General features: G+C 71.7%; 22 protein-coding genes. 14 read left to right on the plus strand and 8 right to left on the minus strand.

Annotation, left to right across the window (positions count from 1 at the left end):
- The first annotated feature begins 77 nt into the window (after nucleotides 1-77).
- The 4 genes from ACIBHY_RS37425 (at nucleotide 78) to mctP (ending at nucleotide 3,263) form a co-directional block, all read left to right on the plus strand.
- On the plus strand, nucleotides 78-626 hold the full coding sequence (locus ACIBHY_RS37425) for a VOC family protein (protein ID WP_397255574.1): 549 nt from the start codon (nucleotides 78-80) through the stop codon (nucleotides 624-626).
- Nucleotides 626-1,237 (plus strand): carboxymuconolactone decarboxylase family protein, encoded by a 612-nt coding sequence (locus tag ACIBHY_RS37430; RefSeq protein ID WP_397255572.1) that lies wholly within the window; start codon nucleotides 626-628, stop codon nucleotides 1,235-1,237. The genes ACIBHY_RS37425 and ACIBHY_RS37430 overlap by 1 nt, the downstream gene beginning before the upstream one ends.
- Nucleotides 1,238-1,455: 218 nt before the next feature.
- Entirely contained in the window at nucleotides 1,456-1,656 is a 201-nt protein-coding gene (locus tag ACIBHY_RS37435; protein ID WP_379623284.1) for a DUF3311 domain-containing protein, read from the plus strand.
- A complete protein-coding gene (gene mctP / locus ACIBHY_RS37440; protein WP_397255570.1) occupies nucleotides 1,653-3,263 on the plus strand; it encodes a monocarboxylate uptake permease MctP in 1,611 nt (536 codons plus the stop codon). Before ACIBHY_RS37435 ends, mctP begins: the two co-directional genes overlap by 4 nt.
- Nucleotides 3,264-3,419: 156 nt before the next feature.
- Here mctP and ACIBHY_RS37445 read toward each other — a convergent pair whose 3' ends face one another.
- On the minus strand, nucleotides 3,420-3,758 hold the full coding sequence (locus tag ACIBHY_RS37445; RefSeq protein WP_397255568.1) for a DUF6285 domain-containing protein: 339 nt from the start codon (nucleotides 3,756-3,758) through the stop codon (nucleotides 3,420-3,422).
- An 86-nt stretch (nucleotides 3,759-3,844) separates the two neighbouring features.
- Here ACIBHY_RS37445 and ACIBHY_RS37450 point away from each other — a divergent pair, with 86 nt between their 5' ends.
- Both ACIBHY_RS37450 and ACIBHY_RS37455 read left to right on the plus strand, forming a co-directional pair.
- Nucleotides 3,845-5,026 carry an acyl-CoA dehydrogenase family protein gene (locus ACIBHY_RS37450; protein WP_397309183.1) on the plus strand — a complete coding sequence of 394 codons (1,182 nt, stop codon included), beginning with the start codon at nucleotides 3,845-3,847 and terminating at the stop codon, nucleotides 5,024-5,026.
- Nucleotides 5,023-6,030, plus strand: a complete 1,008-nt coding sequence (locus tag ACIBHY_RS37455) for a phosphotransferase family protein (RefSeq protein ID WP_397309184.1) — start codon at nucleotides 5,023-5,025, stop codon at nucleotides 6,028-6,030. The genes ACIBHY_RS37450 and ACIBHY_RS37455 overlap by 4 nt, the downstream gene beginning before the upstream one ends.
- A gap of 69 nt (nucleotides 6,031-6,099) precedes the next feature.
- On the opposite strand, the gene ACIBHY_RS37460 is transcribed toward ACIBHY_RS37455, so the two are convergent.
- Together ACIBHY_RS37460 and ACIBHY_RS37465 are read right to left on the minus strand one after the other, a co-directional pair.
- Complete coding sequence (locus ACIBHY_RS37460; RefSeq protein WP_397255563.1) at nucleotides 6,100-6,723, minus strand: TetR/AcrR family transcriptional regulator; 624 nt, start codon at nucleotides 6,721-6,723, stop codon at nucleotides 6,100-6,102.
- Nucleotides 6,720-7,139 (minus strand): hypothetical protein, encoded by a 420-nt coding sequence (locus ACIBHY_RS37465; RefSeq protein ID WP_397255561.1) that lies wholly within the window; start codon nucleotides 7,137-7,139, stop codon nucleotides 6,720-6,722. The genes ACIBHY_RS37460 and ACIBHY_RS37465 overlap by 4 nt, the downstream gene beginning before the upstream one ends.
- Before the next feature lie 80 nt (nucleotides 7,140-7,219).
- Between ACIBHY_RS37465 and ACIBHY_RS37470 the strand changes: the two genes are divergently transcribed.
- Nucleotides 7,220-7,894 (plus strand): class I SAM-dependent methyltransferase, encoded by a 675-nt coding sequence (locus ACIBHY_RS37470; RefSeq protein ID WP_397309185.1) that lies wholly within the window; start codon nucleotides 7,220-7,222, stop codon nucleotides 7,892-7,894.
- On the opposite strand, the gene ACIBHY_RS37475 is transcribed toward ACIBHY_RS37470, so the two are convergent.
- Nucleotides 7,895-9,604, minus strand: a complete 1,710-nt coding sequence (locus ACIBHY_RS37475; RefSeq protein WP_397309186.1) for a glycoside hydrolase family 3 protein — start codon at nucleotides 9,602-9,604, stop codon at nucleotides 7,895-7,897.
- Between the two features lie 110 nt (nucleotides 9,605-9,714).
- Between ACIBHY_RS37475 and ACIBHY_RS37480 the strand changes: the two genes are divergently transcribed.
- From ACIBHY_RS37480 to ACIBHY_RS37495, 4 genes are read left to right on the plus strand one after another with little or no spacing between them, the layout of a single operon-like run.
- Complete coding sequence (locus tag ACIBHY_RS37480) at nucleotides 9,715-10,518, plus strand: hypothetical protein (protein ID WP_397255555.1); 804 nt, start codon at nucleotides 9,715-9,717, stop codon at nucleotides 10,516-10,518.
- A complete protein-coding gene (locus ACIBHY_RS37485) occupies nucleotides 10,515-11,615 on the plus strand; it encodes a hypothetical protein (RefSeq protein WP_397255553.1) in 1,101 nt (366 codons plus the stop codon). The genes ACIBHY_RS37480 and ACIBHY_RS37485 overlap by 4 nt, the downstream gene beginning before the upstream one ends.
- Nucleotides 11,612-13,039, plus strand: coding sequence for a hypothetical protein (locus tag ACIBHY_RS37490; protein WP_397255551.1), 1,428 nt, complete (start codon nucleotides 11,612-11,614; stop codon nucleotides 13,037-13,039). The genes ACIBHY_RS37485 and ACIBHY_RS37490 overlap by 4 nt, the downstream gene beginning before the upstream one ends.
- The gene (locus tag ACIBHY_RS37495; protein WP_397309187.1) at nucleotides 13,036-14,313 is read left to right on the plus strand and encodes an AAA family ATPase; all 1,278 of its coding nucleotides are present in this window, start codon (nucleotides 13,036-13,038) and stop codon (nucleotides 14,311-14,313) included. Before ACIBHY_RS37490 ends, ACIBHY_RS37495 begins: the two co-directional genes overlap by 4 nt.
- Nucleotides 14,314-14,321: 8 nt before the next feature.
- Here the strand turns inward: ACIBHY_RS37495 and ACIBHY_RS37500 are convergent, their stop codons facing one another.
- Complete coding sequence (locus tag ACIBHY_RS37500; protein WP_397255547.1) at nucleotides 14,322-15,257, minus strand: GNAT family N-acetyltransferase; 936 nt, start codon at nucleotides 15,255-15,257, stop codon at nucleotides 14,322-14,324.
- 66 nt (nucleotides 15,258-15,323) lie between these two features.
- On the opposite strand from ACIBHY_RS37500, the gene ACIBHY_RS37505 reads away from it, so the two are divergent.
- Nucleotides 15,324-15,638: an STAS domain-containing protein gene (locus ACIBHY_RS37505; RefSeq protein WP_397255545.1), complete on the plus strand. Its 315-nt coding sequence runs from the start codon at nucleotides 15,324-15,326 to the stop codon at nucleotides 15,636-15,638.
- Here ACIBHY_RS37505 and ACIBHY_RS37510 read toward each other — a convergent pair.
- Nucleotides 15,625-17,181 (minus strand): MDR family MFS transporter, encoded by a 1,557-nt coding sequence (locus ACIBHY_RS37510; protein ID WP_397255543.1) that lies wholly within the window; start codon nucleotides 17,179-17,181, stop codon nucleotides 15,625-15,627. The genes ACIBHY_RS37505 and ACIBHY_RS37510 overlap by 14 nt on opposite strands.
- An 88-nt stretch (nucleotides 17,182-17,269) precedes the next feature.
- Between ACIBHY_RS37510 and ACIBHY_RS37515 the strand changes: the two genes are divergently transcribed.
- Both ACIBHY_RS37515 and ACIBHY_RS37520 read left to right on the plus strand, forming a co-directional pair.
- Nucleotides 17,270-17,815: a TetR/AcrR family transcriptional regulator gene (locus ACIBHY_RS37515; RefSeq protein ID WP_397255541.1), complete on the plus strand. Its 546-nt coding sequence runs from the start codon at nucleotides 17,270-17,272 to the stop codon at nucleotides 17,813-17,815.
- 38 nt (nucleotides 17,816-17,853) lie between these two features.
- The gene (locus ACIBHY_RS37520; protein ID WP_397255538.1) at nucleotides 17,854-18,276 is read left to right on the plus strand and encodes an ATP-binding protein; all 423 of its coding nucleotides are present in this window, start codon (nucleotides 17,854-17,856) and stop codon (nucleotides 18,274-18,276) included.
- Nucleotides 18,277-18,280: 4 nt separating this feature from the next.
- Here ACIBHY_RS37520 and ACIBHY_RS37525 read toward each other — a convergent pair whose 3' ends face one another.
- Both ACIBHY_RS37525 and ACIBHY_RS37530 read right to left on the minus strand, forming a co-directional pair.
- A complete protein-coding gene (locus ACIBHY_RS37525) occupies nucleotides 18,281-18,403 on the minus strand; it encodes a hypothetical protein (RefSeq protein ID WP_379623248.1) in 123 nt (40 codons plus the stop codon).
- 38 nt (nucleotides 18,404-18,441) lie between these two features.
- Nucleotides 18,442-19,389: a Ppx/GppA family phosphatase gene (locus ACIBHY_RS37530; protein ID WP_397255536.1), complete on the minus strand. Its 948-nt coding sequence runs from the start codon at nucleotides 19,387-19,389 to the stop codon at nucleotides 18,442-18,444.
- Nucleotides 19,390-19,428: the final 39 nt, after the last annotated feature.

Genomic DNA, 19,428 nt, shown 5'->3' on the forward strand with positions numbered 1-19,428 from the left:
GACCACTCTCGGCCGAAAAGAGGACACCTCATGTCATGTTTTCTCAAGGATGCTCGCGTGATAAGTAAGGAGTTACCATGAACGAAGAGTTCGAACTGCGCGGGGTCAACCATCTGGCACTGGTCTGCTCGGACATGAAGCGGACCGTCGACTTCTACTCCGGCGTCCTGGGCATGCCGCTCATCAAGACGATCGAGCTGCCGATGGGCTGGGGCCAGCACTTCTTCTTCGACGCCGGCGGCGGCAACGCGCTGGCCTTCTTCTGGTTCCCCGACGCGCCGGAGGCGGTGCCCGGAATCTCGGCGCCCAAGGGACTGCCGGACCGGGGCGAGCTGCTGTCGGCGGTCGGCTCCATGAACCACATCGCCTTCGACGTGCCGCCGGACAAGATCGAGGAGTACCGCGACCGGCTGATCGCCAAGGGCGTGGACGTGGGCGTGCTGCTCAACCACGACGACAGCGAGTTCGGCGTCGCCCCCGCCCCGCACGAGGGCGTGTTCGTGCGTTCGATCTACTTCAAGGACCCCGACGGCGTCCTCGTCGAGTTCGCCTGCTGGCTGCGGGAACTGGGCCGCGAGGAGGACGTGCGGCACGAGCCGAAGACCGCCGCCGACCGGACCGCCTGATGCCGCGCCTGCGCCGGGTCCCGCGTGAGGAGGTCGCCGATCCGCTCACCGCGTTCTTCTACGACCGCCTGCTGACCGGCGACGGCACCGCCACGGGCTCGCCCGGCGACTGGTGGGAGGTCTTCGCGCTCGACCCGGCGATCCTGCGCCACTGCGTGAAGGGCTTCCAGCTCTACCGGGAGTCCGCGCTCGACCCGGTGCTGCGCGAACTGGGCCAGACCCGCGCCGGATGGGCCAGGCAGTCGCGGTTCGTCTACTCGCAGCACTGCAAGCAGATGCGCGCGATCGGCGTGCCGGAGGAGAAGATCCAGGCGGTCGCCTCCTGGCAGGTGAGCACCGTCTTCGGCGAGCTGGAGCGGGCCGTGCTCGCCTACACCGACGCGCTCGTGCTGGACGGCGGCCGGGTGCACGACGAGGTCTTCGCCGTGCTCAAGAAGCACCTGCCGGACGAGCAGATCCTCGAGCTCACCTACGTCACCTGCATGTACGAGATGCACGCCACGATGGCCAGGGCGCTGCGGGTGGAGTTCGACGACCGCGACGACCCGATCACCGAGGTGCCGGCGCCCGAGGGGTACGGCACCCGGGACATCGCCGACGAACTCGCCTGACCGCCCGCCTGACCGTTCGTCGCGAAGAGCCGACCGTTCGCCGATCCGCGACCGGTTTCCCGGCCGAACCTCACTAATGTCACGTCGGATGACGCCTCCCCTGCCATCCCCCCAATGGTCTAGAAATAGGCCAAAACGTGATATTTCAGTCATTGGGCCTTCTGGGTTGTGACGCTAGTGTCCCCTCACTCGCGAACCACTGTCATACCGGAGGGGTCATGGCCGAGCCGCCACCTCGCACCGACAAAAGCCCGTGGAACTGGCTGCTGATCGTGCCGATCGTGCTGCCGTTGTGCACGTTCCTGTTCAACGCCGACGAACCCCGGCTGATGGGCTTCCCGCTGTTCTACTGGCTGCAGCTCGCCTTCATCCTCGTCGGCGTCGCCTGCACCGTGGTCGTCTACAGGATGACCAAGTGAGCGGGCACACGACCGAGCTGGTCGTCTTCATCGCACTGTTCGCCCTGGTCAGCGGCATGGGCTTCGTGGCCGCCCGCTGGCGTAAGCCGAAGGACATCGAGAGCCTCGACGAATGGGGCCTCGGCGGGCGCAACTTCGGGACCTGGATCACCTGGTTCCTGGTCGGCGGCGACCTCTACACCGCCTACACCTTCGTGGCGGTGCCCGCCCTGGTGTTCGGCGCGGGCGCGCTGGGCTTCTACGCGGTGCCGTACACCATCGTGATCTATCCGCTGGTCTTCCTCGTGCTGACCCGGCTGTGGTCGGTCTCGCACGTGCACGGCTTCGTCACCCCGGCCGACTTCGTGCGCTCGCGCTTCGGCTCGCCGACGCTGGCGCTGGTCGTGGCCATCACCGGGCTGGTCGCGACCATGCCCTACATCGCGCTGCAGCTCGTCGGCATCGAGGCCGTGCTGCAGTCGATGGGCGTCACCGGCCACTGGCCGATCATCGTCGCCTTCGCCATCCTGGCGGCCTACACCTACCAGTCGGGCCTGCGCGCCCCCGCGCTGATCGCCTTCGTCAAGGACTCGCTGATCTACATCGTGATCCTGGCGGCGGTCGTCTACATCCCGATCAAGCTGGGCGGCTGGGGCAACATCTTCGACGCGGCTGCGGCCAAGTTCGACAAGTCCCCCGCCCCGGGCGACGGCCTGCTGCTGAACGCGGGCAACCAGCTGCAGTACATCACGCTGGCCTTCGGCTCGGCGCTGGCGCTGTTCCTCTACCCGCACAGCCTCACCGGCGTGCTGGCCGCCAAGAACCGCACCGTCATCAAGCGCAACATGTCCGCACTGCCCGCCTACAGCTTCCTGCTCGGCCTCATCGCCCTGCTCGGCTACATGGCGATCGCCGCCGGCACCAAGCCCGTCATCGGCGAGAACGGCAAGCCGATCGGCAACACGGTCGTCCCGGTGCTGTTCGACAACATGTTCCCCGACTGGTTCGCCGGCGTCGCCTACGCCGCGATCGCCATCGGCGCGCTCGTGCCCGCCGCGATCATGTCCATCGCCGCGGCGAACCTGTTCACCCGCAACATCTACCGCGAGTACTTCAACAAGAACGCCACCGACAAGCAGGAGGCCACGGTCTCCAAGCTCGTCTCGCTCGTGGTCAAGGTCGGCGCGGTCCTGTGCATCCTGCTGCTGGACCCGCAGTTCTCCATCGACCTGCAGCTCATCGGCGGTGTGATCATCCTGCAGACGCTGCCCTCGGTGGCCCTGGGCCTGTACACCCGGTGGTTCCACAAGAACGGCCTCATCGCCGGCTGGGCCCTGGGCCTGGCGGCCGGCATGTGGATGCTCTACACCATCCCGAACCCCGCCTCCGGCAAGCTGCACTTCGGCGGCTCGGCGTTCTCACTGGGAGAGCTCGGCTTCGACACCAAGACGACCGTCTACGCCGGCATCCTGGCCCTGGCCGTCAACCTCCTGGTGGCCGCCGTCGTCACCGTGGCTCTGCGCGCCGCGAAGGTGGCCGACGGCGAGGACGGCACGCGGCGCGACGAGTACTTCGCCGACGAGGGCGACCCTCGGGTCAAGGACCTGGACGTGTCCGCACCGCACTAGCGGCCGCCGCGGAGGGGCAACGTTGATGCAACCTCCGCGGGCACACCGTGGACAAATGGGCACGCCCCGTCCGTCGCCCCCGTGCAGACGGTACGTGCCCCGGTCCGGGCGGGCGGTGATCTGCGCCTTGCCATCCGCCCGGACCGCAGGAGCGCGTCACGGAGCCGCGTAGCCGGGGTTGGCGACGTCGAGCTTGGCGCGCACGGCCGCGGTCAGGGCCGCGAGCAGCTCCGGGTCGTCGGCGCGGCCCTCCCTGATCCGGGCGGCCAGCTCCGCGTCGGTGCCCACGCCGAGCCCGGCCAGCCGTTCCGCGTGCTCGGCGGCCTGGGCGGGGCCGAGTTCGATCTCCCGCTCCACCATGCCGAGCACGTTGATCGCCACCCGCGTGTGAAAGCGCACCCGGCCCTCGACCGCCGGCAGTACATCGGACTCCAGGAACTGCCTGACCGCCGCGACCAGCTGGGCCGCGTCGGGCACGTCGTGCGGCGCCGCCATGGCGCCTCCTCTCCGCTCCGCCGAAGACGTTGGAAAGTGACCGCTTATCCGTTGACCGGGCAACGGATAGACGGTGTGATCCTTTCATGAGCTTCGCCGTACCCGACAGCGTCCGGCCGGTTCGCGACGCCGTCCACGCGTTCATGACCGAGCGGGTCGAGCCCGCCGAGCCCGCCCTGTGCGACGGCGACGCCGCCACGCTGCGCGAGCTGCAGGAGGAGGCCAAGAAGGAGGGCCTGTGGGCGCTCGGCCATCCGCGTGAGCTGGGCGGCGGCGGCCTGCCGTTCCTCGACTACGTCTACGTCAACGAGGTGCAGGGGCGCAGCGAGTTCGGCCAGCTCGCGCTCGGGACGTTCACGCTGCAGGACTCCCTGATGCTGCACGAGCACGCGTCGAGCGGCCAGCGCGAGCGCTACCTGGAGCCTCTCGTGCGCGGCGACATCTGGCCGAGCTTCGCGATGACCGAGCCGGACGTCTCCAGCAGCGACCCCACCCAGATCCAGACCGAAGCGGTGCTCGACGGCGGCGAATGGGTCATCAACGGCCACAAGTGGTTCACCACCGGCGCATCCCGCGCCGCCTACACCACCGTGATGTGCCGCACCGAGCCGGAGGCCCCGCCCCACCTGGCCTTCTCCATGATCCTGGTGCCGACCGGCACGCCCGGCTACACGATCGTCCGCGAGACGCCCGTGCTCGGCCTCGGCGGCGCCCACTGCGAGGTGCGCTACGAGGACGTCCGCGTCCCGGCGGCCAACCTGCTCGGCGAGCGCGGCCACGGCTTCGTCATCGCCCAGAAGCGCCTCGGGCCCGGCCGGATCTTCCACTGCATGCGCTGGCTCGGGCAGGCGCAGCGGGCCTTCGACCTGATGTGCCGCCGCCTGCACGGGCGTACGGCGTTCGGTGAGCCGCTGGCCAAGAAGCAGCTCATGCGCCAGCACGTCTTCGACTCCTACACCGAGATCCAGTCCGCGCGGCTGCTCACCCTGCACGCGGCGCAGGCGGTGGACGCCGGTTCCGACGCGCGCGTCGAGATCGGGGCGATCAAGGTGGTGGGGGCGCGCATGCTGCACAACGTGATCGACCGGGCCATCCAGGTGTACGGCGCGGCGGGCCTGACCCCGGACACGCCCCTGGACCGGATGTACCGGCACGCCCGCGCCGGACGCATCTACGACGGCCCCGACGAGGTGCACATCGACTCGGTCGGCAGGCGGGTCCTGGGCGCGTACACGAGCGGCGGCTCGTGGGAGTTCGGCCTGCGATGAACGCGCGCACCGGCGACCGGGTGGCGGGCATCGTGCGGGACGCGCTGGGCGCGGGGGCGGCGGTCCTGTCGAGCGCGCGGCTGCCCGGCGGCGCCTCACGTGAGACCTGGTCGCTCGACGTGGACACGCCCGGCGGTGAGCGGGCGCTCGTCCTGCGCCTGGACTCTCCCGGCGCGCCCCTGAACCCCGGCACCTCCCCGAACCCCGGCGCGCCCCCGAAGACCGGCGCGCCCCCGGAGACCGGCGGCGGACTGGCTGCCGAGGCGGTCCTGATGCGCGCCGCCGCCGAGGCGGGCGTCCCGGTCCCGGAGATCGTCGCCTGCGGGGACTCCTACATCCTCATGGCGCGGGTGGACGGGGAGACGATCCCGCGCAAGATCCTGCGCGACGAGGCCTACCGGCACGCCCGGCCGCTCCTGGCCGCGCAGTGCGGGCGGGCGCTGGCGGCGGTGCACCGGATGCCGCTCGGCGCCCTGCCCGCGCAGAAGGAGACCGACGCGCTGACCCGGTGGCGCGAGGTGCTCGATCTGACCGGACAGCCGCATCCGGTGTTCGAGCTGGCCCTGCGCAGGCTGGCGGCGACCCGGCCGCAAGGCGCGCGGCGCACGGTCGTGCACGGCGACTTCCGCAACGGGAACCTGATCGTGGGGCCCGAGGGCGTGCGGGCGGTGCTCGACTGGGAACTGGCCCACGCCGGCGACCCGGTCGAGGACCTCGGCTGGCTGTGCGTGAAGGCGTGGCGGTTCGGGCAGAAGGCGCCGGTGGGCGGCTTCGGCACCTACGACGAGCTGGTCAGCGCCTACGAGGAGGCCTCGGGGCACGCGGTGGACCGGGCGGCGCTGCGGTGGTGGGAGGCGTTCGGGGTGCTGAAGTGGGGCGTCATCTGCGTCATGCAGACGATGCGGCACCTGGCCGGCGGCGCGCGGTCGGTGGAGCTGGCGGCGATCGGGCGGCGGGTGTGCGAGACGGAGTGGGACCTGCTGGAACTGCTCGGCGCCCGCTGAAGACGCGTTGCGGACGCCCGGCCGGCACCGCACGCCGGCCGGCCTCGAAGGGGTTGTCCGCGTGGGCGCTCAGGTGCGTGCGCGCCCAGGGGAAGCCGTCGCGGTTCGGGGGCTGAGCGGGCGCGGGGCGAGCGCGGCCACGATCACCTCGGCCAGGCCGTCGACGACCTCGCCGGGGTCGACGCCGGGATGGTCGAGCCACCAGTCGGCGGTCGTCTGGACCATGCCGATGAAGGCGTGGCCGAGCACCTGGGCGCGTACCGGATCGGGGGTGACGCCCTCGGCCACCAGCACCTGCGCGAGCTCCTCGCCGAGACCTCTGACCAGCGTGGTCATGTGGCTGCGGATCTTGCTGTCCTCGGCGCTGGCCCGGTGGAACAGGAAGCGGTAGAGGTTGTGGTTGGCGCCGATCAGGTCGAGGTAGACGGCGATCGCGGCGCGGGCGCGCGAGCGCAGGTCGCCGCCGCCCTCGGTGAACTGCGGGCGCAGCCGGTCGATGACGGTGCGCACGTGGCGGTCGGCCAGCGCCTGGTAGAGGCCGCTCTTGTCGCCGAAGTGACGGTAGAGGATGGGCTTGGTGATCCCGGCCTCAGCGGCGATCGCGGCCATCGACACCTCGTGCCCGTCACGCTCGATCACCCGGTCGGCGGCGTCGAGCAGCGCCCTGCGCCGGTCCGGGCTGCGTCCCCTCACCCGGCAAGGATAGATCGCTCCCGTCCGCGCAACAGCGCCGAGGTCACCAGCAGCGCGCCGACGACCGTGTAGAGGCCGGTGACCCCGGCCAGGGTGCCCGGCGGCTCGCCCGGCAGCGCGCCCCAGCGGGGCAGCCCCGCCGCCACCAGCAGCGCGAGGTCGAGCCGCGTGGCGAACAGGGCGCCGAGCGCGACGAGCGGCAGCCCGCAGATGATCGCGGCCAGCGGGGACAGCCGCTGCCATCCGGTCAGCAGCCCGGCCAGCGCGGCCACGGCGCTCAGGTATCCGAATCCGGCCGGGCTCGGGCCGAAGCCGGTGTAGCCGGCGCGCAGCGCCCGCGCGCCGGCCTCGGTCAGGTAGTAGACGGCGGGCAGCGCGAGCAGGCCCACCGCGGCGGCGGCCAGGTGACGTCCCACGTCTTCATCGTCCCGTGGAATCCGGACAATGTCTCGATCTTGGGACAGACGGCCCGGAGTGCAGGCTTTAGCGTGGATACATGGCTAACAGTGGCACTGGTCCTGGTTCGATCACACCTGACGGATCCCCTGTTGAGTTCTATCTCCTCATCGAGCCCGGCGGCGAGCCCGAGATCGTCAGCGCCGCGCTCTCGCCCGGCGCGTCGATCCTCGAGATCGGCTCGGGGGTCGGGCGGCTCACCCATCCCCTGCTCGCGCTCGGCCACGAGGTGGTGGCCGTGGACGAGTCCGCGGACATGCTCGCGCACGTGCGCGGCGCGCGGACCGTGCGGGCACGGGCGCAGGAGCTGCGGCTGGAGCGCGAGTTCGACGCGGTCCTGCTCGCCTCCTACCTGGTCAACACCGCCGACGACGACGCGCGCAGCGAGCTGCTGTCGGCGTGCGCCCGGCACGTACGGCCCGGCGGCTCCGTCCTCATCCAGTGGACCCCGGCCGAGCAGCACGACGCGTGGGAGGTCGGCCGGGGGCGCACCACGGGCAACCTCACCATCACCCTCGCGGCGCTGGAGCCGGTGCGGCCCGGGGTGGTCGCCTCCACGATGCGGTACACGCAGGACGAGCGGGTGTGGACCCAGTCGTTCTGGTCGCGCCGCCTGACCGACGACGACCTCCGGGCCGAGCTGGAGCGGGCCGGTCTGCGGATGGAGCGGTTCCTGACCGACGACCACAGCTGGGTGCTGGCCGTACGCGGCTGATCAGGAGAGCAGGCCGTGCCCGAAGGGGTAGAGCGGGTCGCGGGTGCCACCCGGGACGTCGGACGGGCTGGCCTCGACGGCCGCCATCGACCGCGGCAGCTCGTACGGCAGCCGCCCCTTCGGCTCGGCCCGCCCGAACAGCACCTCCAGCAGCGCCCGGTCGCTCGCCCCGTAGTCGGCGACCACGGCGGCGGCGCCCTCGGCGATCTCGGGGAAGACCGCGGGCCGCTCCAGGTAGACGTTCACGACGGTGGGCACCGTGCGCTGCAGGCGGGTGATCCGGTCGATCTCGGCGGCGTCGAAGGCGAGGCTGCCGGAGTGGAAGAAGGCCTCGAAGGCGCCCGGCCGCGGCTCGTACGGCGCGGCCAGCCGTAGCACGGCCACGTCGGCCTCCTCCGGTGCCGGCACGACCTTGCCGTAACCGGCGGCGAGGCCGGCGTCCACGCCCTCCACGTACAGGCGCACGCCCTCGGCCAGCGGCAGCGGGCCGTTCTTCAGCAGGGTGAGCGAGGCGGTCTGCGCCTCGAACCCGGCCCGCGCGAAGGCGGCCCGCCCGACGATCTCCCCGGCCGCGTCGGGGTCGACGAAGGGCGCGTCGAACAGCCCGAGCGTGAACTTCTCCCGCAGCACCCGCCGCACCGACGCGTCCAGCCGCCCGGTGCTGATCCGCCCGGCTTCGACCCATTCGGCGAGCAGATCGGGGCAGGCCTCGCCGCCGAACTGGTCGACGCCGGCCTCGAACGCCTTCAGCACGCGTTCGGCGGGGGTGAGGTGCTCCACGCCCCAGGCGCGGGCGGGCATCTCCTGTCCCATGATGAAGGCGTCGGTGATCAGGCCCCAGTCGGTGCAGACGATGCCGTCGAAGGCGTAGCGCTCGCGCAGCAGGCCGGTGATGACGCCCTTGTTGAAGCCGAAGCCGACCTCTTCGTGCTCGGTGCCGACCGGCATGCCGTAGTAGGGCATGATCTGTGAGGTTCCGGCGTCGAAGGCGGCCTCGAAGGGCTTCAGGTGGTGCTCGAACCGGCCGCCGGGGTAGACCTGCTCGCGGCCGTGGGCGAAGTGGGGGTCCTCGCCGTCCTTCTGCGGCCCGCCGCCGGGGAAGTGCTTGGTCATGCAGGCGACGCTGCCGGGGCCGAGGCGCTCGCCCTGGAAGCCGAGGATGTAGGCGCGCACGAGGCGGGAGGTGAGCTCGGCGTCCTGGCCGAAGGTGCCGTTGGCGCGTGACCAGCGAGGCTCGGTGACCAGGTCGATCTGGGGGTGGAGGGCGACGCGGATGCCGACGGCCAGGTACTCCTGCCGTGCCATGTCGGCGAAGGTCCGGACCAGCTCCGCCGAGCCGATCGCCGCCAGCCCCGGCGGCTCCGGCCACTGCGAGAACGCCCCGGCCATCATGGACGCGCCCGGGTTGCCGGAGAAGGAGTGCCGCGGGTCGGTGGAGAGCGTCACCGGGATGCCCAGCCGGGTGGCGGCGGCCCGCTCCTGCAGCGCGTTGTGCCACTCGGCCATCTCGCGCGGCGAGCCGCCGCCGAGCACGTTGAAGTGGTTCATGTGCCTGCCGTCGATCATGCTCTCGGCGGTCTCGGCCCCCGGCGGCGGCGCGAACCAGGAGATGGTGTGGAACAGCAGTCCCGCCTTCTCCTGCAGGGTCATCCTGGCCACGAGGTCGTCGACCCGCGCCGCGGTGGGGAGTGAGGGGTCCTTGTAGGTCATGGCGTGATTATACGTATCATCACCTTCTCTACCAGAGGTTCGCGCCATGCGCCACGCCGCCGCGTGCCGAAATTACTGGGAAATACTGGAACTCCTGCTACCCTCGCGCCATGAGTGACCGGCTGGACCAGCTGGAGAGGCGCATCGACGAACTCCGCGCCGGGGTGCGCCGCGCCATGCGCGCCCGTGACGCGGTCACCGCCCGGGGCCTGCGCGCCGACCTGCGCGCCGCGGAACGCACCTGGGACTCCCTGGTCAGCTCCCCCGTCCAGACCCCGGGCGGCAAGCGGGCCGGCGCCACGACCGTGCGCGAACGGGTGCACCAGGCGCTCGACGCGCTCGGCGCCCCCGCCCAGCCCCGGCTGATCGTGGCGGTCAGCGAGGCGTTCTTCTCCGGCGGGCTGCGTTCCGCGCAGCTCACCAGCATCCGCCGCGACGAGGAACGTTCCTTCCGCTCCAGCCCGTACGGCCGGCCGTACTACCTGTGCGCCGCCCTGACCGACCGCCTCTCCCCCGCCCGGGGCCTGCTCACACTGAGCACCTGGCCGCTGGAGCGGCGGGTGGTGGGGCCGCTGAGCCCGAGGGTCGACTTCCTGACCTGCGCGGCGGCGGTGGCCCGGCACATCCAGCGCAGCGCGGGCCCGTCGCCGGAGTCACTGCGGCTGGTGGCCAGGATGGGGCGCAACATCCCCGGCGGTGAGCTGGTCGAGCTGGGCAAGGACGTCGATCCCGGCCGCGTGGCCGAGATGGCGCTGGCGGAGCTGGCCGTACACCTTGATCGGGACACGCGCGACCGGGCCGGGCTGGCGGCCCGCGCGCGCGAGCAACTGGACGACCCCGCGCGGCTGTTCGGCGCCGCGCTCCTGAGCGCCGCCAACGTCGGCGCCCTCGGCAAGGAAGGGATCACGGCGTGAGACGGATCGACGCGCTGCGGGGGACGACACCGCCGAAGCCGCACGACGCGCGGGCCATCGCGGCACTGGCCGCGAATCCGGGTTGCGCGCGCCGGGCGCTCATGGACGGCGCGGGGGTGGACAAGGACGCGGCCGCGCGGCATCTGGGCTTTCCCGCGCCGTTCGGGCAGTCGCCGTTCGCGATCACCCGCGGCAACCAGTTCGAGGCGCTGGTCAAGTCCGACGGCTGCGCCGAGCTGCTGCGCATGCTGCGCGAGCTGCTGGAGCTGCCGATCGCCGAGGTCGCCTACCACGACGTGGAGAACGTGGGCGCGCACCTGCGCCACGCCCACACCCGCGCGTTGTTCGACCGGGCGGCCAGGGGCGAGCACGACGCGGGCACGCTCTACGACCACCCGCTGCTGAGCCTGGACATCGCCGGCCACACCGCCTACCTGGAGCCGGACGTGGTCGCCTTCCAGCTGGAGGGCCGCTTCCACATCGTGGAGATCAAGTCGTTCGCGATCGTGGACGGCCAGGCCGACCCGGCCGCGGTCGCGGCGGCCGCGCGACAGGCGGCCGTGTACGTGCTGGCGCTGCGCACCATGCTGGAGGAGCTCGGCCACGACCCGCTGGCCGTCTCCCACGACGTGGTCCTGGTCTGCCCCGAGAACTTCGCCAACCGGCCGGTCGCGAAACTGGTGGACGTGCGCAGGCAGCTCGCGGTGCTGCGCAGGCAGCTGACCAGGATGACCACGCTCGACCGGCTGCTGGAGGAACTGCCGGAGGAGCTCACCTTCGACCTGGAGCCGGGCGAGGACGGCCTGCCGCTGCGCCGCGCCGCGGACCTCGCCGACGCGCTGCGCGCGGTCGCCGCCCGTTACGCGCCCGACTGCCTTTCCACCTGCGACCTGTGCTTCTTCTGCCGGGACGAGGCCCGCGAGGAGGGCGCCTCCGACCTGCTGGGCCGCAACGTCCGCGACGAGCTGGGCGGGGTGGCCGGCGTCGAGGAGGCGCTCGGCCTGGCCGACGGCACCCGGGCCCCGCGCGAGGGGCAGGAGGAGATCGCCCGCCTGCTGCGCGGCGCCGAGCGGCTGCGCCAGGACTGCCTCGCATGAGTCTCCTGACGTCGCTGGCCAAGCTGCGCGCCCTGCAGGAGGGGCGGGCGCAGCCGATCGCGACCGTGCGGCACTGCCACCTGTCCGAGCGGCCGATGGTGTTCATCCCGCTGAAGCTGTCCGGCGAGGCCGCCGCGCCGCTGGCCGCCATGTTCGGCACCGACCGGCAGGCGCCCCAGCTGCTGGTGGTGGCCCAGCCGCGCAACCGCGACCTGCGCTTCGCCTTCACCGCGGAGCTGGCCGGGCTGCTGCTGCCGTATCTGGAGAGCTTCCTGGCCGACACCGAGACGGTCGAGCGCAAGAACGCCGACCCCTACGAGCGCGCGCTCGACGCGCCGCAGGTGCTGCTGCCCAACCGCGTGGGCGTGGCGTTCACCGCGCTGCTGGGCCGTTCGACCCGCTTTCGCCGCGTCGACGGCCCGTACCCGGTGCCGGAGGGCGTGCCGCTGCTGGGCCGCTGGCTGACGTATCTGGCCGAGCGCGCCGCCTACCCGGGTTCGTCGCTGACGCTGGCCGTGACCGAGGAGCTGGGCCGCCACTGGGCCAGCGGGCAGAGCGCGCTGGAGGACGCCAACCTGGCCGCCCTGATGGCGTGGGTCGAGGGACGCCCCTCCGACGAGGCCGAGGACCCGCTGGTCTGGCCGCCCGCCGGGCCCGCCACCGACCCCGGCTTCGACTCCGAGGTGCTGGCGCCCGCGATCGAGAACGGCTCGGCCGAGCGCATCACCGAGGCGCTGCGCACCCAGCTGGAGCCCACGTGGCGGCTGATGTGGCAGGCGGCCGACCTGCTGCGGGCACTGCCCGAGGGCGCCAGCGTGGCGCAGCGGTGGGAGCTGGACCGCGGCTCCTACAGCGGTTTCGCCACGCAGCTCGCCGAGGGCGGCCCACCGCAGGCCCGCCGCGACGGCGCGGTCGCCGCCGCCTCCCGCCTGTCGCGCATGGAGCGCGCCCAGGCCTCCTACGACGTGCAGCGCGCCTACGACGACCCGCTGATCATGGCCGACCACCGGCTGTCGGGCGAGGCGTTCGCCGGCGAGGTGGTGCAGACCGAGCCGGACAACTTCGAGGGCGAGGGCCGTTCGCGCAAGCTGCGCCCGCTCGTGGTGGTCAAGACCGACGATCCGGTACGGCTGCCGCCCGGCAGCGCCCTCGGCACCCCGCAGCGCAGGGGCCAGGGCGCCGAGCTGGTCGAGGCGGGCGGCGGCCTGGTCACCTTGAAGATCACCAAGGGGATGGGCAGGGGCAAGACGCCCGCCCCCGGCTCGGTCCCCGAGGTCGGCGAGCGGGTCTGCTACACCACGCTGACCGACGACTTTCAGGGCGCCGCGACGCTGCCCGAGCCCGAGGCGACCCCGTGGACGCACGGCGGCCCGCCGCTGGAGTACGTGCCGAACGACGACGACGCCAGGGAGGCGTGGGAGTGAGCCCCGAGGAGGTCATCCAGAACGTCCTGGCCGACCTGCCCAGACACCGCGGCGTGGTGGTCGACTCCCCGCCCGGCGCGGGCAAGTCGACGCTCGTGGTGCGGGCCGCGGCGCACATCGCGGCGACGGGCGAGCCGCTGATGATCGTGGCGCAGACCAACGAGCAGGTCGACGACCTGGTCACCCGCATCAGCGACAAGCACCCGGACCTGACCGTCGGGCGGCTGTCGGCCGGCGGGTACGTGCCGCCGCGCCGGCTGCTGGAGCTTCCCGGCGTCACCGTCGGCACCCGCATCCAGGACCTGGGCGACCCGGACATCGTCCTGGCCACCTCCGACAAGTGGGCGTGGATCTCCGGGCGCACCTGGCCGTGGGCGATCGTGGACGAGGCGTACCAGATGCGCTCGGACAAGCTGCTGCGCATCGCCGCGCTGTTCGAGCGGGCGTTGTTCGTGGGCGATCCCGGCCAGCTCGACCCGTTCTCGATCGTGGAGGCGGACCGCTGGTCGGGGCTGTCGTGGGATCCGCTGCAGAGCGCGGTGTCGGTCCTGCTGCGCCACAACGGCGACCTGCCGGTGCACCGGCTGCCGGTCTCCTGGCGGCTGCCGGCCTCGGCGGCGCCGGTGGTCTCGCGGGCCTTCTATCCGTTCACCGGCTTCACCTCGGGCACCGGGCCCGGTGAGCGGCGGCTGGAGCTGAGCACGGGCGGGCTCGGGACCGTGCACGACCGGGCGCTGGAGGAGGCGGCGCGCTCGGGGTGGTCGCTGCTGGAGCTGCCGAACCGGCACACGGTCCGCACCGACGGCGAGGCCGTGCAGGCGGCGGCGCTGCTGGCGGCGCGGCTGCTGCAGCGGGGCGCGGTGGCGAGCTCTGAGCAGGGCGAGCGGCCGGTGACGGCCGAGCGCATCGCGGTCGGCGCGGCCCACCGCGACCAGGTGGCGGCGATCAGGAACGCGGGGCTGCCGCCGGAGATCACCGTGGACACCGCCAACCGGCTGCAGGGCCGCGAGTACGACGTGACGATCGTGCTGCACCCGCTGTCGGGGCGGCGTGACGCGACCGCCTTCCACCTGGAGTCGGGACGGCTGTGCGTGCTGGCCTCGCGGCATCGGCACGCGTGCGTGGTGGTGGCGCGGGCGGGCATCGCCGAACTCCTGGACGCCCACCCGTCGGCCGAGCCGGTGCAGCTGGGCGTGCCGGTGAAGTTCCCCGACGGGTGGGAGGCCAACCAGTCGGTGCTGGAGCATCTGGCCGCGCACCGGGTCAGGGCCTGACGACGTCCTCAGACCCGGCGGCGCCACACGTCGATGACCATGACCGGGCTCATGCCGGCCGAGGTGTAGAGGCCGAGCGCCGGGGTGGTGTTGTTGGAGTCGACGTGCAGGATCGTGCCCTTCCTGCCGCGGGCGTGGTCGGCGGCGAACGCCTGGAGCAGCAGGTGGCGGCCCAGGCCGCGGCCCCGGTAGGCGGGCAGGGTGGCCAGCGTGCCGACGTAGCCGCAGTCCTCGTCGGGGACGAAGGCGTTGTTGGCGTGGAGCATGGCGGCGGGCTCGCCGTCCACCCTGGCCACGATGAGCTGTGACCAGTCGTTGACGCTCTGGGCCGCGCGCCGCTGGTACCAGGCGTCGTAGCCGACCTTGGTGAAGCCGAAGTGGTCGGCGAAGCCCTCCTGGTGGACGAGGTGGGCCTGGCGGCGTACCTCGTCGTCCTCGCCGGTGTGCAGGGTGAGGCCGGGCAGCGGTTCCGGGGCCGCGGGCGGGGCGGTGAAGTCGACGCGCATGCGGTGGAAGCTGGTGGCGGGCTGGAAGCCCTTCGCGCCGGCCTCGGCCCGCTTGGCCTCGTCGTCCCGGTAGACGCCGATGTCGACGGTGGCGCCGCCGTGGCCGAGCTCGGCGGCGATCTCCTTGGCCCTGCCGAGCACCAGCGCCCACAGGCCCGCGGACAGGCCTTCGGTGCCGGGCCGTACCAGGACCTCCACGTCGACGTTGTCGCTGTCGCCCTTACGGCAGGCCCACGCCCAGCCGACCGGGCGCCCATCGGAGTCCTCGGCCAGCCAGCCGTCGGTGTCGCGGTCGAACTCGGGCTCGACCAGCTCGTCGGCGATGTCCTCGAGCGTGGTGTCGACGCGGCCGAGCACCGCCAGGTCGCAGGCGGAGACGAGGTCGTGGATGGCGGCGGCGTCCTCGATCTGCGGGCGCCGGATCCGATGGGTGTTCATGCAGGATATTGTCCCGATCTATCGGGTTTTCCGCCTCCGATTTTTCCCTCGTCGTAGGCTGGTGGCGTGCTCGACAAGACCCCGCTGCGCGTCGAGGTCGCCACTCCCGTCCCGGGCACCGTCAGGCTCTCGCTGACCGGCGACCTCGCCTTCGACACTGCCGCGAAACTCTCCGGGCTGGTGTTCGAGTCCGGCTACCACCGTCTCGACCTGGACCTGGCCGGGGTCTCCTTCATCGACTCCTCCGGCCTGGCCGCGCTCGTCCGCCTCCACCAGCAGGCCGAGTCGGAGGGCGCGGCCCTGCGGCTGGTCGCGGTCAGCCCGCACCTGCGCCGGCTGCTCAAGGTGACCGCGCTCGACCAGTTGTTCAGGCTCCCTTGAGCGACTCCTCTGGCTCCTGCGCGGGCTCGGGCGCGCCGCCCCGCAGCGGGATCTCCTTGATGAACAGCGCCAGCAGCGGTACGACGACCGCGAACGGGATGGCCCACCAGAAGATGTTGGAGGTGGCCCCGGCCAGCGACTCCAGCACTCCGGCGCGCTCACTCGGCACCATGGCGGCCAGGGTCGCCGGGTCCAGGCGGCCCCCGCCGCCCGCCAGGCGCGCGGCCTCCTCCGCCCCGAGGCGCTCGGTCATCCCGGACAGCAGGTGGTTGTTGAAGATCGCGCCGAACACCGAGACGCCGAACGAGCCGCCGATCGAGCGGAAGAACGTCGAGGTACTGGAGGCGACGCCGAGGTCGCGCTGCTCGACGCTGTTCTGGGCGATGAGCATCGTGGTCTGCATGAGGAAGCCCATGCCGACACCGAGCACGCCGATGAACAGGCCGGTCTGCCACTCCGGGGTGCCCACGCCCATGAGCGAGAGCAGCCACATGCCGAGCGCCATGCCGACGCCGCCGAGGATCGGGTAGAGCTTGTACTTGCCGGTGGCGGTGATGGCCTTGCCCACGAAGATCGAGACGACCATCGCGGCGCCCATCATCGGCAGCAGGAGCAGGCCGGAGTTGGTGGCCGAGGCGCCCTGGACGGTCTGCTGGTAGAGCGGCAGGAAGTTGATCGCGCCGAACATCGCGAAGCCCAGCAGGAAGCCGATGGCCGAGATCAGCGTGAAGTTGCGGTTGCGGAAGAGCTGCAGCGGCATGATCGGCTCGGCGGCGCGGCGCTCGATCGGGATGAACGCGGCCAGCGTCACGATGGCCAGCGCGCCCAGGCCGAGGATCTGCGGGGAGCTCCAGGCGTACTGGCTGCCGCCCCAGGCCGTGACGAGCACCATCGCGGTGATGCTGATCGACAGCAGGATCGCGCCCAGCCAGTCGATGCGCACCTGGTTGACGTGCTTGGGGAGCTTGAGCTTGACCGCGAGCCAGGCGAGGGCGAGGCCGCCGACGGGCAGGTTCACGTAGAAGGCCCAGCGCCAGTCGAGGTGGTCGGTGATGAAGCCGCCGACCAGCGGGCCGGCGATCATCGCCAGCGACATGACGCCGGCGGTGATGCCCTGGTACTGGCCGCGCTCGCGCGGCGGGACGAGGTCGCCGATGATGGCCATGACGTTGACCATGAGGCCGCCGGCGCCCAGGCCCTGGATGGCACGGAAGGCGATGAGCTCCATCATGCCGCCCTCGGGGCCGCCGAGCAGCTCGGATCCGGCCATGCCGCACAGCACCGAACCGATCATGAAGATGACGATGGAGACCATGAAGATGGTCTTGCGCCCGTACAGGTCGCCGATCTTCCCCCAGATCGGGGTGGAGACGGTGGTGCCCAGCACGTATGCGGTGACGACCCAGGACAGATGGGTGACGCCGCCCAGCTCGCCGACGATGCGCGGCATCGCCGTACCCACGATCATGTTGTCGAGCATCGCCAGGACCATCGCGAGCATCAGGCCAGGGAGGACGACCATGACTTCGCGCCGTCTTTCCACGATTACACCCCCAGTTTTGGATCTTACTTACTTGCCGACCGGCAAGCTTAGACTAGACTACGTACTAATCCCTCGAAATAGGTGCACATTGCGGGAAGACACCCGATCGCGGATCCAGCAGATCGCCCTCAGGCTCTTCACCGAGCAGGGCTACGAGGCGACCTCCCTGCGGGAGATCGCCGAGGAGCTCGGCGTCACCAAAGCCGCGCTCTACTACCACTTCAAGACGAAGGACGACATCGTCGCGAGCCTCGCCGACGACCGTGTCGCCGAGATCGAGGAACTGCTGGAGTGGCTGCGGGAGCAGCCCCGCACGCCCGAGACCCGCCGCGAGCTCATCGTGCGCTACGCCGAGAGCCTCGACCGGCCGCGCCAGGCCGGGCTGGCCCGCTTCCTCGAACGCAACCAGACGGCCCTGCGCGACCACCCGAAGATCCTGCGGATGCGGGAGAAGATGCTGGAGGTGATCGCCGAGCTCGTCGAGCCCGGCGACCCGCTGACCACCAGGATCAGGCGCACGCTGGCGATCTTCAGCCTGCACGCCGGCATGTGGCTGACCCAGGACGTGGACGCCGGCCCGGAGGAGCGCAGGAAGGCGACCCTGGAGGTCGCGATCAGCCTGCTGGAGTCTTAGGGACGCATAACCGGCGAGGTTCCGGGCATGGTGCGCCCATGGAGGCGACCATCGCGCTGAGACTGCCCAGAGACGCCGCGAGCGTGCCGCTCATCCGTCAGATGTTCGACGGCACGCTCCGATCGCTCGGCGTCGTTCCCCAGATCAGGGACGACATCGAGCTCATGCTGAGCGAGGCCTGCACCAATGTCGTACGGCACGCCGCGCCGAGCGACGAGTACATGGTGACCGCCGGCGTCCACGACGACCTGTGTGTGATCAGGGTCGTGGACACCGGCGGCGGCTTCGACCCCCACCAGGTCCGTGAGCCCAAGGAGAGCGCGGAGAGCGGGCGGGGGCTGCTCATCATGCGCGCGCTGGCCGACGACGTGCGTTTCACCAACCGGCGCGAGAACGGCGCGGTCGTGTCGCTGGAGAAGCGGCTGCGTTTCGAGGCCGGCGCCGCGGGCCTGTCCCTCTGACCGTTCAGCGGGGTCTGGCCAGTACGCCGAGCACGACGAGGGTGAGCGCCGAGATGAGCAGAACGGCCAGGAAGCACAGCAGGAGGGTGATCGTCAGGGAGGCGGCCATGCCGAGCATCGTCAACATGGCACCATGCCCTGCCCGATATAGCGGGCTTTATGCGTCTATGTGGTGCGCACCACACGGCTGGGGAGAAGGTCGAGGCGGCGCAGGATGACGCCCTCGCGCAGCGCCCACGGGCAGACCTCCAGACGCTCCACCTCGAACAGGTCCATCGTGGCGTCGGCCACGATCGCGCCCGCGGCCAGCTGCATCGCCCGGCCCTCCGAGACGCCCGGCAGCTGACGGCGGGTGGCGGCGTCCATGGTGGTGAGCTTGACCGTCCAGTCGGCCAGCGCCTCCCTGGTCAGCGAGCGCGAGACGTACGGGCCGTCGCTGGAGGGGGCGCCGCCGGCCAGCCTGGCCAGCTGCTTGAACGTCTTGGAGGTGGCCACGGCGCGGTCGGGCTGGCCGTAGCGGACGATGTCGCCGACCGTGCGGGCTATCTCGGCGCGTACGTGCCTGCGGAGCTTGCGCACCTCGGCGACCGGTGGCGGGTCGGCGGTGAACCAGTCGCGGGTCAGCCGCCCGGCGCCCAGCGGGAGCGAGACGGCCACGTCCGGCTCCTCGTCCACGCCCGCGGCCAGCTCCAGGGAGCCGCCGCCGATGTCGAAGGCGAGCAGCCGGCCCGACGACCAGCCGAACCAGCGGCGCACCGCCAGGAACGTCAGCCTCGCCTCGTCCTGGCCGGTGAGCGTCTGGATGTCGACACCGCAGCGGGCGTCGATCTCGGAGAGCACCTGCTCGCCGTTGGCGGCGTCGCGGACGGCGGAGGTGGCGAAGGCCAGGAAGTCCTCCACGCCCTTGTCCTCGGCGATCTGGAGCGCTTCCTCGACGAAGGCGCCGAGCCGTTCGACGCCCTTGGAGGAGAGCGTGTCGCCCTTCTCCAGGTGCTCCGACAGGCGCAGCTCCTCCTTGTGGGAGTAGGCGGGGATGGGACGCGCGCCGCGGTGGGCGTCCACGACGAGGAGATGGACGGTATTGGAGCCGATGTCCAGAACGCCGAGTCGCATGGCAGGAACGCTACCGGTCCACGGGCCTTGCGGCGAAGT

Origin of the sequence: Nonomuraea sp. NPDC050547, from assembly GCF_044457345.1 — a bacterium.
Taxonomy (GTDB): Bacteria; Actinomycetota; Actinomycetes; order Streptosporangiales; family Streptosporangiaceae; genus Nonomuraea.